14 protein-coding genes are annotated in these 18026 nt (G+C 67.5%); 6 read left to right on the forward strand and 8 right to left on the reverse strand.

Annotated elements, in window-relative coordinates:
• The first annotated feature begins 114 nt into the window (after positions 1 to 114).
• Complete coding sequence (locus tag LO787_RS22625; protein WP_232493228.1) at positions 115 to 1962, forward strand: TonB-dependent receptor domain-containing protein; 1848 nt, start codon at positions 115 to 117, stop codon at positions 1960 to 1962.
• A 137-nt stretch (positions 1963 to 2099) separates the two neighbouring features.
• Complete coding sequence (locus LO787_RS22630; RefSeq protein WP_232493229.1) at positions 2100 to 3206, forward strand: endonuclease/exonuclease/phosphatase family protein; 1107 nt, start codon at positions 2100 to 2102, stop codon at positions 3204 to 3206.
• Positions 3207 to 3210: 4 nt separating this feature from the next.
• Here LO787_RS22630 and LO787_RS22635 read toward each other — a convergent pair whose 3' ends face one another.
• The 7 genes from LO787_RS22635 to LO787_RS22665 all read right to left on the reverse strand — a co-directional run bounded on the left by LO787_RS22635 (position 3211) and on the right by LO787_RS22665 (position 13420).
• The gene (locus LO787_RS22635; protein ID WP_232493230.1) at positions 3211 to 4032 is read right to left on the reverse strand and encodes a YncE family protein; all 822 of its coding nucleotides are present in this window, start codon (positions 4030 to 4032) and stop codon (positions 3211 to 3213) included.
• Between the two features lie 264 nt (positions 4033 to 4296).
• Positions 4297 to 5640 carry a PepSY-associated TM helix domain-containing protein gene (locus tag LO787_RS22640; protein ID WP_232493231.1) on the reverse strand — a complete coding sequence of 448 codons (1344 nt, stop codon included), beginning with the start codon at positions 5638 to 5640 and terminating at the stop codon, positions 4297 to 4299.
• A complete protein-coding gene (locus LO787_RS22645; protein ID WP_232493232.1) occupies positions 5637 to 6215 on the reverse strand; it encodes a hypothetical protein in 579 nt (192 codons plus the stop codon). The genes LO787_RS22640 and LO787_RS22645 overlap by 4 nt, the downstream gene beginning before the upstream one ends.
• Positions 6216 to 6411: 196 nt before the next feature.
• Positions 6412 to 9147, reverse strand: coding sequence for an autotransporter family protein (locus tag LO787_RS22650; protein ID WP_232493233.1), 2736 nt, complete (start codon positions 9145 to 9147; stop codon positions 6412 to 6414).
• Between the two features lie 242 nt (positions 9148 to 9389).
• On the reverse strand, positions 9390 to 12137 hold the full coding sequence (gene secA / locus LO787_RS22655; protein WP_232493234.1) for a preprotein translocase subunit SecA: 2748 nt from the start codon (positions 12135 to 12137) through the stop codon (positions 9390 to 9392).
• Between the two features lie 111 nt (positions 12138 to 12248).
• On the reverse strand, positions 12249 to 12524 hold the full coding sequence (locus LO787_RS22660) for a hypothetical protein (protein WP_232493235.1): 276 nt from the start codon (positions 12522 to 12524) through the stop codon (positions 12249 to 12251).
• Between the two features lie 74 nt (positions 12525 to 12598).
• Complete coding sequence (locus LO787_RS22665) at positions 12599 to 13420, reverse strand: LysR substrate-binding domain-containing protein (RefSeq protein WP_232493236.1); 822 nt, start codon at positions 13418 to 13420, stop codon at positions 12599 to 12601.
• Positions 13421 to 13556: 136 nt separating this feature from the next.
• Between LO787_RS22665 and LO787_RS22670 the strand changes: the two genes are divergently transcribed.
• From LO787_RS22670 to LO787_RS22685, 4 genes are all read left to right on the forward strand, one after another.
• Positions 13557 to 14861: an MFS transporter gene (locus LO787_RS22670; protein ID WP_232493237.1), complete on the forward strand. Its 1305-nt coding sequence runs from the start codon at positions 13557 to 13559 to the stop codon at positions 14859 to 14861.
• A 69-nt stretch (positions 14862 to 14930) separates the two neighbouring features.
• Positions 14931 to 16157 (forward strand): bifunctional glutamate N-acetyltransferase/amino-acid acetyltransferase ArgJ, encoded by a 1227-nt coding sequence (gene argJ, locus LO787_RS22675; RefSeq protein ID WP_232493238.1) that lies wholly within the window; start codon positions 14931 to 14933, stop codon positions 16155 to 16157.
• A gap of 2 nt (positions 16158 to 16159) precedes the next feature.
• Positions 16160 to 16783 (forward strand): glutathione S-transferase family protein, encoded by a 624-nt coding sequence (locus tag LO787_RS22680; protein WP_232493239.1) that lies wholly within the window; start codon positions 16160 to 16162, stop codon positions 16781 to 16783.
• Positions 16780 to 17589 (forward strand): inositol monophosphatase family protein, encoded by an 810-nt coding sequence (locus LO787_RS22685; protein WP_232493240.1) that lies wholly within the window; start codon positions 16780 to 16782, stop codon positions 17587 to 17589. The genes LO787_RS22680 and LO787_RS22685 overlap by 4 nt, the downstream gene beginning before the upstream one ends.
• A gap of 57 nt (positions 17590 to 17646) precedes the next feature.
• Here LO787_RS22685 and trxA read toward each other — a convergent pair whose 3' ends face one another.
• Positions 17647 to 17967, reverse strand: a complete 321-nt coding sequence (trxA, locus tag LO787_RS22690) for a thioredoxin (protein ID WP_232493241.1) — start codon at positions 17965 to 17967, stop codon at positions 17647 to 17649.
• Positions 17968 to 18026 lie beyond the last annotated feature (59 nt).

Below are 18026 nucleotides of genomic sequence, written 5' to 3' on the forward strand. Positions count from 1 at the left end.
TTACGCATATCGGCGACCGCAGCGGTTGTCGCAAAACCATAACCGAACGGTGATCGTAGCGTCACGTCCGCCGCCTATGCGGCCCCGCAGTAGCACGGGGGCTGCGGGGGACATATGCGAGCGATTCTGTCGGGCGGCATGGCATTGTCGGCTCTGACCGGGGCTGCGACCGATGCATTCGCCATGGAAGACGCGCGGGGGCGCGAGACTTTCGTGACGGCGGATGCGGCGGGCGCCACCGGACGAAGCGAAGCGGGGCGGCGACGGCTCGATTCGCTGGATGACGGCGAAACGGGCGGAGAACGGGTGCGCCTCAGCCTGGGCATGGTGTGGGATCTGGCCGACGAGCCCGGTTCCGCCATGGCTTCGGACTTCGAGGACGGCGGTTGGGGCGTGGTTCGCGTCGCGGCGAAGGGTCGGACGAAAGGCCGGTCGCGGACAACCGCATTCTATCGCCGCGAACGGGCGCCCGGCGCGGGATACCGGATCGTGTCCGGTATCCTCGGCGGCAGCAGCCAGGTCGGTGGCGTCAGGTTCAGCTATCGCGGCAGCTACAGCCTTGAACGGACGGGAGCAGACCTCCGCGGCCTCGGCTGCCTCTCGCTCGCGTCGCGGCAGGACGTGACCGCCCTGTTCGATGCCGCAAGCCCCTGCGGGTCGGCGCCCGTCCGGGCCGAGCGCAAGGCCCGCTTCCACCTGCGCAGCCTCGACCGGACATGGCAGGGCATGGGTGAAGCAAGCTGGAGCCTCGGCGGCGGAAACGCGCTCGCCATGGGCGGCGGTTACCGCAAGACGCGCCAGCTCTTCGACGAAGGGCTCGGCGCGCCCGCCCGTCGCGGCCCTGCGCCGATGCCGACCGGCGCGCCCTTCTCCATAACCTCCGTCGCGGGGGCCTTCACCGGCGCGCCGACGCCGACCGATACCGGCTTCGCGACCGGCACCGGCATCCTCTCCGGTTTCCGGCAGAAGGAGAAGATCGCCACCCTGTTCGCCTCCAGCCGCATCGCGCTGGGCGGCGTGACGCTGGTGCCCGGCCTGCGGTACGAGCGCACCCGGCTGCGCGTCGGCGGGTTCCTGTCGGACGACGGCACTTCGGGCACGCCGATGGTGCTGCGCCGCACTTACGGATCGATGCTACCGTCCATCGTCGCGGGCATGTCTCCCGCGCGCAGCATCGCGCTCAGGGCACGCTGGTCGCGCGACATGGGACGGCCGGACCTCGCGATGCTCTCGCCGGGCGCCATCGTCGAGGGGCGCAGGCCGCAGGTGTGGGTCGGCAATCCCGACCTCGTCCCCTACCGCACCGACAGTTTCGACCTGACCGCGGTCTGGGCTCCCGACGGAGACGGATGCGCAGGGTGCGAGGCGCTGAGCGTCAACCTCTTCGCCCGCCTCGTGGACGATCCCATCGTCGCCGCCAACGAGACGCGCATCGATACCGCCTTCGCCGCGCGCCGCTACGACCGGCTCAACGTGACCCGCGCGATCAACGCCCGGCGCGGCGAAGTGGCCGGAATCGAGGCGCAGTATGCCCGCCGCCTGAACTTCCTGCCCGTCCCGCTCTCGGACCTCAGCCTGCGCCTTTCGGCGGGCTACGCGCAGTCGCGGCTGCTGCTCGCGGACGGGCGCAGCACGCGCTTTCCGTTCCAGCCGCGCACGCTCTACAGCGCCGCGCTTTCATGGCAACGCGGGCCGGTGGAGAGCGTCGTCACCTGGACGGGCACCAGCGCCGCCCTCCTCGCGCTGAACGACGGGCCTGACGGGCCGGTCCGGCAGGCACCGCTGCGGCGGCTCGACGTGCGCACGCGCGTCACCCTCTCGCCCGATCTCAACCTCTTCGTCGAGGGCCGCAACCTCACCGACGAGCAGACGCGGCAGTTCCAGGACGGCATGCGAAACTGGACCATCGAGGGCGAGCGCTACGGTCGCTCCATTTCGGCGGGAATCTGGGCGCGTTTCTGAACCTTTTTCCCACCGACCGTAACCGGACTGACGCCGTTCCAACATCGCGCTGTCAGACTCGGGAGCTAGGGGGAGCGCGCCGACATGGCGGCGGCAAACATCGAGGGGCGATGATGATCCGGCACTTGGGGAAGTGCGTGAACGGGACAGGCAGCGCGGACAGGTCCGGGAAGACCCTGCTCCAGCGCATGCGCGGAGGACGGCGGCCGGGGTGGCTCGCGGTGCCGCTGGCGCTGGTCGTGACGCTGGCCGGGGCCATCGACGGTGCGCCGCGGGATCCGCAGGTGGCGCAGAGTACTGCGATTCCGCCGCACCGGGCCAGCGCCGACGAGCTTTCCGTGCTCACCTACAACGTGAAGGGCCTGCCGTGGCCGCTGGCGAGCGGGCGTCCCGAAGCACTCGGCAAGATCGGTGATCGTCTTGCCGCGATGCGCCGCGAGGGACGCCAGCCGCAGGTCGTCGTGCTGCAGGAAGCGTTCACGCCCGAGGCCAAGGCGATCGGCCACCGTGCAGGCTATCCGTTTATCATCGAAGGGCCCTACGCCCGCTCCGCGCCCACCCCGCAAGCCGCCGCGCGTCGCGACTGGCACCTCGGCGAAACGCAGGCGGCAGCGGTCGACAGCGGCCTCGTCCTGCTGTCGGACCTGCCCGTGCGCAGCGTCGAGCGTGTCGCCTTCGCTCCGGAGGACTGCGCGGGCTACGACTGCCTCGCGGCCAAGGGCGTGCTGCTGGTCGAGCTTGAGGTTCCCGGACGCGGGCCGGTGCTGGTCGCGACGACGCATCTCAACTGCCAGGGCGCGTCCGGCGCGCCCAAGGCCCGCACCACGCAGGCCTTCGGGCGGCAGGCGGCGATGGTCGGTCGCCTCCTCGCGCGCGTGCATGCACGCGGGTTACCGATCGTGATCGCGGGAGACTTCAACAAGGGGCAGCGCCCGCAGCGCACCGCCCTGCTCCATGCCGCGCTCGACCCCGTCGGCGGCAGTCCTGTCGAGGACTCGCTCAGCCGCAACCGCGACGCCGATCCGCAAGGCTTCGGCCGCAGCGCCGAACTGACCGCGATCCGCGAGCATGCCCGCGACCTGCAATTCGCCTTCGACGGTGCCGACATGCACCTCGCGCCCGTATCGGTGGAGGTGCCGTTCGGCGAGGAGCCGGAGGGCGAGATGCTCTCCGACCACATGGGCTACACCGTCCGCTACCGCTTGCTGCGCAGCACGCCGCCGACGCTGATCGCCGCGCGCTGACCCGTCAGGGCAGCGCGGGCATGTCGCTTGCGACGATCTCGCCCGCGCCCCGGCCGATGGACCACAGGCGGCGCGCGGCTCTGGGATCCCAGTCGATCGCCTGCCCCGGCGTCGCGATGCCCTGCGTCGCGACGAGTTCGAGCCGCGATCCCGCTTCGGGCAGCCTGAGCACATAGACCTCGGGCCGGTCGTGTCCGGTGGCGTAGATGAGCCCATCCGGCCCCCAGCTCAGGCCCGAGCAGCTCTTGGGCGCCATGCGCGCCAGCACCGCTTCCGGGAACGCCCAGCTTGCCTCCGGCCGGAAGGCGTCGTCCATGCGGACCAGCATGGTGTAGCGATAGTCGCGCCCCGGCTCACCGCCCTTGCCCTCGTAGTTGGCGTAGACCGCCCACCACTTGCCCTGATGGCGGTCCATCACCGTCAGCGAGCCCGGCCCAAAGCCGAGGCTGACGCTGCGCAGGTGCTTGAGCGTGCGGGTGTCGAAGATCTCGACCGCGCTGGTCTGCGGCACCGCCGGGTAGTTCGAGGCGGCGCAGACGAGTTCGGTGCCGACAACAGTGCAGCTGTTCATGTGCGGATAGAGCCGTCGCTCGCCCTGCCACTGCGCGACCCTCTCCCCGGTGGCGATGCGATACTTGCCGATGCGGTCGTTATCGATGGCGTAGATGAACGTACCGTCCGACGCCGCGCCCTGATGCGCCTCCACCGCCTTCAGCCGCATCGCAACGGGGGCGGGAGGTGGCGAATCCGGCAGCGCCGTCTCGGCCCGGAGAGCCGTGGCGCCAAGCGCGGCAAGGCCGATGCAGCAGGTAAGCCTCAGGATCATGCGATGCGCCCTTTCGTGTTCCGGCGGGACGCTTACGACGGTCAGACTACGGTTCCATGTCGGACCGCGCACCTCCGCATGACGGCACTATGCTACAGGATAATCGGCAGCGGCGGCGCTTCGGGATAGAAGCATATTTGGCGACCGTTCAGGGGCCAGTCCGCAGCCTGATCCCCACCGGTCGCCGACCGCCTTCCGCCGGCGGTCCGGCCGGGCGCGCGAGACTCCGCAGGCTCTCTCCCCAGCGCGCGCCCGGCCACACCATCAGGCCAGCGCCAGCCCTCCGGCGAGGAGGCAGACGGCCGGCAGCAGCACTTGCAGCCCCTTGCGGAAACGCTGCGGCGCAATCGGCGCGAAGGCGAGCGCCACCACCAGCAGCGAGCCGATCCAGAAGATCGCCGTCAGCGGAGCGCCGTTGCCCAGCACGAAGCGCGCCACCAGCGTCAGCGCCAGCACCATCGGCGAGCCCCAGACGACCGCGTCCCACGCCTTGAGCAGACGCGGCTCCTCATGCCCGCGCCGCCTCCGCTTGCCGAGCCAGATGTACGTACCCGTCGCGCAGATGACGGTCAGGGCAGCGCCGAACAGGATATAGGCCAGCTTCACCGGAAGCCCGCCGAAGTTACCGAAATGCAGGCGATAGGTTGAGGCTGCGGCCTGCTGGCCCAGTTCTCCGTCCGACGTGCCCGCAACGCCGATGAAGCGACCCTTCGCGTCGAAGCGGTACGTCTCGCCGAAGATCAGCCGCCGTTCGTGCTCGGCCGAGATCTGGGTCTCCTGCCCGCGCGTCAGCGGATCGTGCAGCGTGACGTAAGTGATCGTCACCTCGGGATGATGCTGCGCCATGTAGTCCAGCGCGGTGGCCACGTTCGGCGGCGGTGCGGCGCGCTTGTCGGGCTTGCCTTCCTCGCCGAACAGCGGTTCGTAGACCGCCTGGATGTTCCCGCCGTGGTCGAGCAGGGCCATCGCATAGACCGTAAGCGAGCCCAGCCCGATCACCGCGCCGGTCAGCGCCACCGCGACCGAAAACGGCAGCGACCACACGCTCATGCGGTTGTGCCAGTCCGCCAGCCCGACCCCGCTGCCGTTACGTGCGCGCAGCAGGAAGGCGTCGCGGAAGATGCGCGGGTGGGCGATCACGCCGGACAGCGCCAGCGCGAGGATCATCACGCCCAGCACGCCGACGATGGTCATGCCGACGAGGCCCGGTACGTTCAGCGTGTAATGCAGCGCGACGAGGAAGTCGGACCATGCGATCTCCTCAGGCCCGGCAAGCGCGCCGTTCGCGTCGATATGCGTGGCGCGGGTGTCGCTCGTGATCGTCGCGCGCGGCAGGTCGGGCACCGGCATGTGGACATAGAGGTGCGTCGTCAGCGGCCCGCCGTGCTCGGCCTGTAACGCCGCCTCCACGCCCCGCTGCACGGCGGCAGGCACGATCTTGGCCATTTCCGGCGCACGGGCCTGCTCGATGCGTTGCAGTTCCGGGTAGAACACCGCGACGGTGCCGGTCAGGCAGACGATGTAGAGCAGCGCTCCGGCGACGAGGCCGATCGCGGCATGCGCGGAAAGCGCGCGTTTGACGGTGGAGGGTTCGGGCGCGGCGGTCATGCGAGAAGCCCCGCCGCCAGCGCGGGCCATGTCGGAATGGTCGACAGCGCGAGCACCTTGAGTTGTCCCTTGCGTCCCGTCTCCATGAGCATGGCGTAGGCGATCAGCCCCCAGATCACCGGCATCGCGAAGAGCGCCGTCGCCACCGCATTCGCGGTGCTCCAGCCCAGCAGCCCGCCCAGCTTGCCGATGGCCAGCGCCGCGCCGACCGAGGGCAGCACCGCGACCACGCCGACCAGCAGGAACGTCAGCAGCCGCCCGCCGATACGCCGGGGCTCAGTGCCCTCGGGCAGCATGCCCATGCGGCGGTTGGATGCAAGCGCCCTGCCTTTGGGAGCGGTCAGCGCCGCCCATGCCAGCGCGACGAATGCCGCACCCATTGCCCACAAGGCCGCAACCGAGGAGCCCCATGCTCCCGCCGCGATCCATCCAGCACCGAATCCGACAAGCAGCAGCCCCCAACCCGCTGCGTTGAGCGGCATCGAGCGGCGCGCCCGCGACCATGCAAGGCGAAGGACGCCGACGCCCGCCACGCTCGCGACGACAGCAATCGCCAGAACCATATCGCCGGGCATCAGGCGCACGGCCTCGGGATGAACGGACAGGAAACGAAAAATCGCCGGACCAAAGCGGCTCCCCCATGAAACAGATGGCGGGAGGCTTAATGCGACTCGTTTTCGTTAGCAAGCAAGGCCGGGAACGAGCAAGGCTTTGAAACGGGAAAAGGGCGCAGCTTTCGCCACGCCCCTACCCTCGATCCGCGAAGTCCGGTCAGAACTTGACCGAGACCCCCGCCAGCGCACGGTCGGAATGATATTCCCCCTGCCGCGCGAGGGCGTATTCGATGCGGAACTTGATCGCGTTGCTCGCCTTGATGCCGATCTGGCCACCGACCTCGAACGAGTCCTTCTTGGCACCGACGCTGGAGACGAGCCAGTCTGCCGCGCCCAGTTCGGCGACGCGCACTGCGGTCGCGTCCTTGAGTTCGTGGCGCCAGTTGCCGAACACCCCGACCTCGACCGGATTGCCGACGCCGACAGCCAGTTCCGCGCCAAGCTTGGTGCGCGCGGTCGTCCACTTCTCGCTCGGCATGGTCAGCGCGACGACGGCGGAACCGCCCTCGGCCACCGAGTCCGCCTTGCTGCGGGCGATCTCGATACCCGCCACCGGGCGCAGGACCGAACGGTCGCCGAACTTGACGTCCACCTTCGCCTCGAGCGCCGCGGTGAGCGTCTCGATCTTGTAGCTGTCGGTCGCGCGCAGGCTGCCCGTGGTCAGGCCGACATCGCGGGTCGTGTCGACGTTGGCCTTGTTGTAGCCCAGCACCAGCCCGACCGAGAGCGCCCCGACGCGGTGCGCGCCGTAGGCGAAGACCGACCAGGTATCGAAGTCCGCCGAACTGGCGACCGAACTGCTGATGTCGCCATCGGTGTAGCTGCCGCCCACGCCGATGCGGGTGCCGTCCTGGTTGACCACGTTGATGCCCGCGATCACGCCCTTGGCATCGCGGTTGTAATCGTAGGCGATGCTGTCCTCGTCCACGTCGGTCGACTGAGCGATGAACTTGCCCCACGCGGTCGGGCCCTTGCGGGTCGATTCCACGCCGCAGCCGTCATCCGTGCCGTTAGGCGCAGCCTCGGTGAACTCGCCCGGCGTCTGCACCGCCGGAGAACAGCCCCAGGGTTCCTGCGCGGCACTGAGCGCGACCTGGCCGATCTCGCGCGCGGAATTCGTGGCCATCTGCAGCGTGTGGGCGTGGATCTCGCCGCTGATCTGCGAGAACGTGTAGCCAAGGTCCGCGCTGTTCTTGCCGTAGAGGCCATCGTAGAGCGAATAGAACGCCCCGCTGCGCGCACCGGCCCTCGGACGGAACGGTTCGAGGCCCGCCGCCGCCGAAATGGCGTTGAGCTTCCAGCCGTTGGCCGCGCCGTAAGTGGCGAAGTTGCCGGGCGTGATCGCGGCGATGACGCGGGTCGGGCGATAGATCACGTCGAAGCGCGTGTTGGCCGCAAGACCGGCGCTCGGCTGCGTCACCGAGTCGAACTCTCCGGAACCCACCGGTCCGCCATCGACGATGATGAAGGTATCGCCCACGATCGGCGTGAAGTTGTTGTTGCCGCCAGTGATCCCGCGCAGCGTCGGCGCGAGGATGCCGTTGGGCTGGAACGTCGCGCCGGAAGTGAGCGCGAGGCGGTCGTAAGTGCCCGCGCCGCCCGCCGAGTTGTAGGTCCGCCCGTCGATCTCGACCGCGAAGGTCGCTGTATCGGCCAGCGTCACGTCGCCCGCCGCCACGACCAGCGTGCCGGGGCTGTTGCCCGGCGCGAGCGTGCCGCCCGCATTGACGTGGACATCGGCGACGACCGTGCCGGTGCCGCCAAGGCGCGCGCCCGAGTTGACGGTGACGTCGAGTGCCGACAGCGCCGAATTGACGAGCAGCGTGCCCTGATCGACCGTGAAGCCTTCGTTGAGCGTGCTGATCGCGGTCGACAGGGTCAGCGTGCCGAGGCCGGTCTTGGTCATCGCACCTGCGCCGGTAAGGCCGCCGCTGAGAGAGACGTCGAAGGAATTGGTGTCGATGAAGCCGCCCTGCGTCTGGACCGTCAGCGGGGTGCTGACATCGCCTGCCGAAGCGAACTGCAGCGTGCCGCCGACGAAGTTCGGGTTCACGTCGCCGTCGTTGAGTTCGGTGGTCGTGTAGAACGCCTTGGCGAGGTCGATGTCCGGGGTATTGCCCGGGTTGATCGGGATCAGCACGTCCGAGCCGCGCGTGACGTCGGTGGCGGGATCGAAATCGACGTTGGCGTTGGCCGACGGGATCGCATTGCCGAAGCCGTCAACATAGACGTAGCCGGAGTGCGCGCCGTAGGGGCAGTCAAGCGCCACGAACAGCAGGTCGTAGTCGTGACCCGCGATCATGTCGATGTCCTCGACCTTCCAGTCGCTGGTGACGTAGCGGCCGGCCTGGCGGAAGATCGTGGTGTTCTGCGCAGTGTAGGCGCTGTAGGCGATGTTGTTGATGATCTTGCCGGTCGTCTTGTCCACCACCTTGATGATGAACGACGGGCTGTCGGTCGGGCCGTGCGACGGTTCGAGAACCGCGTTCCAGGCGTAGTAGAGCTTGTTGCCCGTATAATTCGCCACCGACTGCGAGAGCGCGGTCACGCCGTAGTTCGGTCGCGCATCGTTGAGCCGGATCGCATGGTTGCCCGCGAAGACGGTCGGCGTGCCGGTGATGGCGTCGATGTCTCCGGCGTTGGTGATGGTGTAGCTGTTGGGCGCCCCCGCCCAGGTCGAATCCGCAGGCGGCCACTGCACCGTGCTGGTCCAGGTGCCCCCGGTGAGAACCCAGCCGGTCGTGTCTCCGCTCTCGAAACCGGGATTGACGACGGTCTGGCCGAAAGCCGGAACCGCAAGCGCCAGCGATGCTGCAAGCGCCGCGCCGCTGACTGCGGCCCGCGCACTGTAATGGCTCACGGCAAACGTGTTGGGTGTCGCACTACCGAACATGATGTCCCCCTCATGATGAAGCTCTGCTGCCTCGACCACGGGGACTAACCTAAGGAAAGACCTGTAGATAGTAATCAACCCTGTCAGGAAGATTACAAGGGTCGTTAATTTCCTAACAAAACGATCTATACTTAAATTTACTTATACTGATTCTTGGACGTAACTTTTCGAATCCCAATGAAAAAGGCGCCGCCGGATTGCTCCGGCAGCGCCCTTTGCGAAAGCCGTGCGGCTGGCTAGGATCAGACCAGCGCGCCGTGGCAGTGCTTGTACTTGTTGCCGGAGCCGCAGGGGCACGGCGCGTTGCGGCTGATCTGGAGATCGGCCCAGGGGTTGCTCTCAGGAGCCGCAGCAGCGCCCGCCGGATCGATGCCTTCGGGGCTGCCCGCGAGACCACCGAAGAACTGCGGGATCATCGCCGAACCGTCGCCGTCGTTCGAGTTGTCGAGGCCGGTGAACGGGTCGATGTGGCCGGTCAGGAAGTCGGGCAGTTCAGGCAGCTGCGCGGGCTCGGGCATACGCAGTTCGCTGACCGAGATGATGCGCGTCACGTCCTCGCGGATGCCGTCGAGCATGCGCTCGAACAGGCTGAAGGCTTCCTGCTTGTATTCGTTGATCGGCTGCTTCTGCGCATAGGCGCGCAGGAACACCACCTGGCGCAGCGCGTCGAGCGTGGCGAGGTGCTCCTTCCAGTAGTGGTCCAGCCGGTCGAGCAGGATCGACTTCTCGACCTGGCGCCAGATCGCCGGATCGTCCTGCGCCATCTTGGCTTCCATGTGCGCGTCGGCCAGTTCGGTGATGCGCTGTTCGATATCGTCGGGTTCGAGGCCGTCTTCCTCGATCCACGCCTCGATAGGCACGTCGATGGCGAGGATGTCCTTCACCTTCTCCTTGAGGCCTTCGACGTTCCAGTGCTCCGGATAGGAGCCGGCCGGACAGGCATCGGCGACGAGCGAGTTGATGGTGTCGTGGCGCATGTCGACGACGACATCGTCCACCGCATCGGCGTCCATGATGTCGGAGCGCTGTTCGTAGATGACCTTGCGCTGGTCGTTCATCACGTCGTCATATTCGACGACCTGCTTGCGGACCTCGTAGTTGCGTGCCTCGACCTTCTTCTGCGCGGTCTCGATCGCCTTCGACAGCCATTTGGAGCCGATCGCCTCGCCGTCGGCAAGGTTGCTGTTCATCATCTTCGAGAACAACGTATCGGGACCGAAGATGCGCAGCAGGTCGTCTTCGAGGCAGAGGTAGAATTTCGACAGGCCCGGATCGCCCTGACGGCCCGAACGACCGCGCAGCTGGTTGTCGATGCGGCGGCTTTCATGGCGCTCGGTGCCGATGACGCACAGGCCGCCGGCTTCGAGGACGAGGCGCTTCTGTTCACGCACTTCTGCCTTGATCTTGTCGATCGCTGCCTCGCGCTCAGGCCCTTCGGGCATGTCGCGCAGTTCGTCCTCGACGCGGAACTCGACGTTGCCGCCGAGCTGGATGTCGGTGCCGCGACCGGCCATGTTGGTGGCGATGGTCACGGCGCCCAGCGAGCCCGCCTGCGCGACGATATGCGCTTCCATCTCGTGGAAACGCGCGTTCAGGACCGAGTGCTTGACGCCTTCCTTGTTGAGGAAGTCCGACAGCAGTTCCGACTTCTCGATAGACACGGTGCCGACGAGCACCGGCTGGCCGGTCTCGTACTTCTCGCGGATCAGCTTGGCGATGGCGGCGAACTTGTCGAGCGTGTTCTTGTAGAACTCGTCCTCCTCGTCGACGCGCTGCACCGGCAGGTTCGTCGGGATGGTGACGACGTTCATCTTGTAGATGTCGTAGAATTCGGGCGCTTCGGTCGCCGCCGTACCCGTCATGCCCGAGAGCTTCGGATACATACGGAAGTAGTTCTGGAAGGTGATCGAGGCGAGCGTCTGGTTCTCCGGCTCGATCTTGACGCCTTCCTTGGCCTCCACGGCCTGGTGCAGACCGTTCGACCAGCGGCGCCCGTCCATCATGCGACCGGTGAACTCGTCGATGATGACGACCTTGTCGTCCTTGACGATGTAGTCGGTGTCGCGCTTGAACATGAACACGCCCTTCAGGGCCTGATCGAGGTGGTGGACCACCTGCGTGTTCTCGACATCGTAGAGGTTCGAGCCTTCGAGCAGCCCGGCGGCCTCCAGCATGCGCTCGGCACGCTCGACGCCGTCCTCGGTCAGCGAGATGTTCTTGGTCTTCTCGTCAGCCTCGTAGTCCTCGGGCTGGAGCTGCTTCACGATGGCGTCGACCTGAACGTAAAGCTCGCTCTTGTCGTCGGTCGGGCCGGAGATGATGAGCGGCGTGCGAGCCTCGTCGATCAGGATCGAGTCGACCTCGTCGACGATCGCGAAGTTGAAGGGGCGCTGCACCATCTGGCTGCGCTCGTGCTTCATGTTGTCGCGCAGGTAGTCGAAGCCGAATTCGTTGTTGGTGCCGTAAGTGATGTCGGCGCCGTAGGCCTCGCGGCGTTCCCACTCGTTGAGGTTGGGGACGATCACGCCGACCGTCAGGCCGAGGAAGCCGTGCAGCTTCTCCATTTGCTCGGCGTCGCGGCGGGCGAGGTAGTCGTTGACGGTGACGACGTGGACGCCCTTGCCCTCGAGCGCGTTGAGGTAGGTCGGTGCGGTGGCGACGAGGGTCTTGCCCTCACCCGTGCGCATTTCCGCGATCTCGCCGCGGTGAAGCACCATGCCGCCGATCATCTGCACATCGAAATGACGCATGCCGTACACGCGCTTCGATGCCTCGCGCACGGTGGCATAGGCTTCAGGCAGGATGTCGTCGAGGGTGGAGCCGTTGGCCAGAAGCTCGCGGAACTTGGGGGTCTGGGCGGCGAGTTCCTCGTCGCTCATGGCCTCCAGCGCGGGCTCGAAAGCGTTTATCTGGGCGACGATCTTGTCGAGCGACTTGACGTAACGCTCGTTGGACGAGCCGAAGATGGACTTGACGAGTGCGCCGAACATGGCGGTGAATCCCTGTTTTCGTGAATGCGTAAGATCGATGTGCGCGCCGACGGCGAGAAGCCGGGCGCGTCTTGAAGCTCGCGAAGAAGCTGAGGGTTGCGCGAGAAGCGCTTATTCGCGCGCGCGGTCTATGCCGGTCAGTACGGTCGCCACGGCGACCGGCGCGAAGGCGGCAGGCTGCTGCGGCGCATGAAGGCGCGTGTTGCGCAGTCCCGGCTCGGGCAGTCTTGCAAGGGCCACCGGCGCGCGCGGCGCCTTGGCCGCGACCTCGCGAACGCCCAGAACCTGCACCGCCGATACCCGCGACGCGCACGCATCGGCGGGGCCGACTTGGGCAGCAAGGCCCGTCAGCAGGGCAAGCAGGGTCAGGATCAGGCGATGGGCCATCGGCAGGTCAGATAAGGTCGATGACGGGATGTGTCCACATGCGTTTGCGTTCAGCGGAGTATCCGGCCCACAGGTCAGTCCGGAAATTCCCGTGCCATGCGTTCCGCCAGCCATGCCCCGAACGTTCGGCTGGCGTCGGTCGCGCTCGCCACGACGTAGTGATAGGCGCCCTCGAACGGGATCTCGATGTCCGAAAGCCGCACCAGCTTGCCGCTTGCCAGCGCGTCGCTGGCGATCACCTTGCGCACCAGCGCGATACCGTGCCCCGCGAACACCGCTTCCAGCATGAGCCCGGCATCGTGGTAGGGCGCGCCGCCCGAAGGCTCGGGCAGTTCCAGCCCCGCCTTCTGGAACCACGGCGTCCACGCCTGCCAGACGTTGCGCAGCAGGTGGCATCGGGCAAAATCGTCGATGCCCCTGATCCCCATGCGCGAGCGATACTCGGGCGAGCAGGCCGGAAACACCATGTCGCCCACCAGACGCTCCGACACCAGTCCCGGCCATGCTCCTGCGCCATAGCGGATCGCCGCATCCAGTCCGCCGCTGCCGACGTGGCTGACCTCCACCCGAGCATCGAGGGCAATCGCGATCTCGGGGTGCAGCGTCTGGAACTCCACCAGCCGGGGCACCAGCCAGTTCGATGCGAACGACGGCAGCACGCCGACCCGCAGCACCTGCTCGCCCGCAGCCGGAGGCGGCGGGAAGATGCTGGCGATCAACCCGAGCGCCTGCCGCACCACCGGCAGCACCTGCCGCGCCTCTGCCGTCGGCTCCATGGCATTGCCCCGCCGGACGAACATCCGCGCACCGAGCCGCTCCTCGATCTCGCGGATGCGGTGGCTGATGGCGCCGTGCGTGACGCCCAGTTCCTCGGCCGCGCGGGAAAAGCTCTGCAACCGCGCCGCGGTTTCAAGCGCGCGCAGGGTTTGGATGGATGGAGGTCGATACACCCGCAGGTTGTTAACGGATTTCACAACCTGCGCCAAGAATCCTCGTTCGGCTCGAGCACCCGTCTGCATTAAGGCTTGCGCCATGCCCCCGAAGGACACCCTGCCGATGCCGACCGCCCGCCGCCGCTATCATCCCGCCATGCTCGTCGTGGGACTAACGTTCCTCGCCCTGCTGTTCTCTGCCGGGCTGCGCTCCGCGCCGGGCGTGATGATGCTGCCGCTGGAACTCCATTTCGGCTGGGACCGCGCGACGATCTCCTTCTCCGCTGCCATCGGCATCCTGCTCTACGGTCTGGTCGGCCCTTTCGCCGCCGCGCTGATGATGAGCATCGGCATCAAGCGCACGATGCTCGGCGGTCTGGTCCTCATGGCCGCCTCCACGTTCGCCAGCCAGTGGATGACGACGCCCTGGCAATACGTGCTGAGCTGGGGCGTCGTCTCCGGCGTCGGCTCGGGCGCGGTGGCCGCCGTGCTGGGCGCGGCAGTGGTCAACCGCTGGTTCGCGACGCGGCAGGGCCTCGTCATGGGCCTCCTGAGCGCCAGCACGGCCACCGGAGCACTGGTGTTCCTGCCCTTCCTCGCCTGGCTGTCGCAGGGCGGAGCGTGGAAGCCGGTCGCGCTCGCGGTCAGCCTCGGCTGCGCGGCACTGATCCCGCTCGTGCTGCTGTTCATGCCCGAGCGCCCCGAACATCGCGGCGTGCGCCGCTTCGGCGAGGCGCACGACACGCCGCCTGCTCCGGCCATGAAGCAGGCCGCGACGCCCTGGCTGGCGATCGAGGCGCTGTTGCGCGCGGGCCGCACGCCGATGTTCTGGCTGCTCGCGGGCACCTTCTTCGTCTGCGGTCTCACCACCAACGGCCTTGTCGGCACGCACATGATCGCGTTCTGCGGCGACCACGGCATCGCGGCGGTGGCGGCTGCCGGGCTGCTCTCGCTCATGGGCTTCTTCGACCTCATCGGCACGACCGCGTCGGGCTGGCTGACCGACCGCTACGATCCCAAGCGGCTGCTGGCGGTCTATTACGGCCTGCGCGGCGTCTCGCTCGTCGCCCTGCCCTTCATCGACTTCGGGCAAGTGAGCCTGACCATCTTCGCCGTGTTCTACGGCCTCGACTGGATCGCGACGGTGCCGCCGACGGTGAAGCTGGCCAACCGCTCCTTCGGTGAGCGCGACGCGCCGATCGTGTTCGGCTGGGTGCTGGTGGCACACCAGATGGGCGCCGCCGTCGCCGCGTTCGGCGCCGGGGTCATCCGCGAGGTCGTCGGCAGCTACACCCCGGCCTTCGTGCTCGCAGGACTGTTCGCCGTCGCCGCCTCGCTCGTCTTCATCTTCGGCTTCGGTCGGGGCGAGCGCGTCGGGCGCGCGATGGAGCCGCTTCCCGTCTGAAGCCCGCCTGACGAAGCGAGGGCGCCATGGTCCCTTGACCTGTCACACGCACGCGCTAGCAACCGCGCCATGGCCTACCCCGTCTCCCCGCTCGCCTCGCCCTTCCCCGCCCTGCCCGAGATCGCGGGCGTCGTGCCGCATGTCGTGCGCGCGGGGTACAAGAACTGGGGCCGCTGCGACCTCACCTTCGTCACGCTGGACGGAGGCACGGCGGTCGCGGGCGTGTTCACGAAGAACGTATGCTGCTCGTCCGAAGTCGATCTGGGGCGCGAGAACGTCAAGCTCGGCCGGGCGCGTGCGCTGGTGGTGAACGCGGGCAATTCCAACGCCTTCACCGGCTATCGCGGTCGCGAGGCGGTGGAGCAGATCATGGAGCAGGTCGCCGACAACCTCGGCTGCCCGAAGGAACAGGTCTTCGTCTCCTCGACCGGCGTGATCGGCGTGCCGCTGCCCAAGGACAAGGCGCGCGAGGGCGTGGAGAAGGCGCTGTCGGCTGAGCCCTGCTCATGGGAAGATGCCGCCAACACCATCGCCACCACCGACACCTTTGCGAAAGGCGCCACCGCCACCGCCATGGTGGGCGATACGAAGATCACGATCAGCGCCATCATCAAGGGCTCGGGCATGATCGCGCCCGACATGGCGACGATGCTGGGCTACCTCTTCACCGATGCCGCCGTGGAGCCCGCTTTCCTGCAGGCCTGCCTCTCCGCCGCGAACCTGCGCACGTTCTCCTGCATCACCGTCGATTCGGACACTTCGACCAGCGACACGGTGCTGGCCTTCGCCACCGGCAGGGCGGGCAACGCGCCGATCACCGGCTTCGACAGCCCCGGCGCCCACGCCTTTGCCGCCGCGATCCATGACGTCTGCCGCCAGCTTGCCCACCTCGTCGTGCGCGACGGCGAAGGCGCGCAGAAGTTCATCGCCGTGTCGGTAAGCGGCGCGGTGTCGGACGAGAGCGCCCGCAAGGTCGGCATGGCCATCGCCAACTCGCCGCTGGTCAAGACCGCCATCGCCGGCGAGGACGCCAACTGGGGCCGCGTGGTCATGGCCGTGGGCAAGGCGGGCGAGCCCGCCGACCGCGACCGGCTCTCCATCGGCTTCGGCGGCACCTGGGCCGCGAAGCAGGGCCTGCCCCTTGCGGACTACGACGAAGCCCCCGTCGCCGCGCACCTCAAGGGCCAGGACATTTCCATCGAAGTCGACCTCGGCCTCGGTGAAGGCACGGCGACCGTGTGGACCTGCGACCTGACGCACGGCTACATCTCGATCAACGCGGATTACCGGAGCTGAACATGTCCGAACCGTTCTTCACGATCTGGGGCCGCCTGAACTCGCACAACGTCAAGAAGGTGGCCTGGTTCGCCGAGGAACTCGGGCTCAAGTACCAGCGCAACGACATCGGCGGGAAGTTCGGCTTCACGGACGAATACCTCGGCAAGAACCCCAACCGCCTGATCCCGACCATCGAGGACGGCAAGGTCGTGCTGTGGGAATCGAACGCGATCTTGCGCTACATGGCCGCCGAGTACGGCGGCGGCGCATGGTTCCCCTCCGACCCCATCGACCGCGCACTGGCCGACCGCTGGATGGACTGGCAGTTCGCCTATGCCGATGCGCAGCGCGCGGCCTTCCTTGCCTTCGCCCGCACGCCGCAGGACCAGTGGGACCACGACGCCATCGCCCGCAGCGTCGATGCCTGTGCAAAGCACCTTGCGGTGCTGGACAGGTATCTCGGCGAGAAGCCGTGGCTGTCGGGCAGCCAGTTCGGCATCGGCGACATCCCGATGGGCGTCTACGCCTACACCTGGTTCAGCCTGCGTTTCGACAAGCCCGAGTTCGCCGCCGTGTCCGACTGGTACGCGCGCATCTGCAAGCGCCCCGGCTTTGCCGAACAGGTGATGATCCCCCTCACATGATGACCCCAGCCCTCCACGCCGCAGTCGAGACGATCATGCGTGAGGCGAGCGATCGCGCGATCCTCCCGCATTACCAGAAGCTCGCCGCCAGCGAGATCGACGCCAAGGCCCCTGACGACGTCGTCACCATCGCCGACAAGCAGGCCGAGGCGATGCTGACCGAGCGCCTCTCCGCCCTGCTCCCCGAAGCGGCGGTCGTGGGCGAGGAAGCCGTCTTCGCCGATGCGTCGGTGATGGAGCAGTTGAAGGACCGCCTGTGCTGGATCGTCGATCCGCTCGACGGCACCAACAACTTCGCCGCCGGAAAGCCGCCCTTCGGCGTCCTCGTCGCGCTGGCGGACAAGGGCGAGACCATCGGCGGCTGGATCCTCGACTGCCTGACCGGTCGCTTCTGCCGCACCGACCTCGGCGGCGGCGCGTGGATCGACGGAGAGCGGATCACCGCGCACACCACCGGCGCCGAGCCCCCGGTCGCGGCGATCTCGACCGTGTTCCTAGATGCTGGCGCGCGCGAGAAAGTGCTGACGCACATCGCCCCGCACTACACCCTCGTCGACATCCCCCGCTGTGCGGCGGAGCAGTATCCGCGCCTGGTGCTGGGGAGCAACGACATCTCAGTGTTCAACCGCACCCTGCCGTGGGACCACGCGGCGGGCGTCCTGTTCCTCAACGAGGCGGGCGGCAAGGCGGCGCGGCCCGACGGCAGCGCCTACCGCGTGGACGAATACGCACGCCGCGACCTCATCGGCGCGTCGAGCCCGGCGCTGTGGGATGAGTTCGCGGCGGTGGTGGCGAAGCTGGCATAAAGAAAAGCCCCCGCCGCTCTCGCAGCAGGGGCCTTCCTCAAACAGCAATCGAAGCGATCAGAGTTCGCTTTCGATCCAGCCCTTGAGCGCGCTCTTGGGCGCGGCGCCGAGCTTCTTGGCGACCGGCTGGCCGTCCTTGAACAGCACCAGCAGCGGAATCGACTGCACGCCGATCTGCGCGGGGGTGTCGGTGTTGGCCATGATGTCCATCTTGGCGATGACCACCTGCTCGCCCAGTTCCTCGGCGATTTCCTCCAGAGCGGGGGCGATCATCTTGCACGGGCCGCACCAGTCCGCCCAGAAATCGACGAGGACGGGCTTGTCGGACTTGAGGACGTCGGCCTCGAAGCTGGCATCGGTAACGGCGATAGTGGACATCTGCGGACTCCTGAAAGGGGATTTGGGCGATAATCTAGGGATGAAACCCGGCAAGGCAA

Origin of the sequence: Novosphingobium kaempferiae (assembly GCF_021227995.1) — a bacterium.
Taxonomy (GTDB): Bacteria; Pseudomonadota; Alphaproteobacteria; order Sphingomonadales; family Sphingomonadaceae; genus Novosphingobium; species Novosphingobium kaempferiae.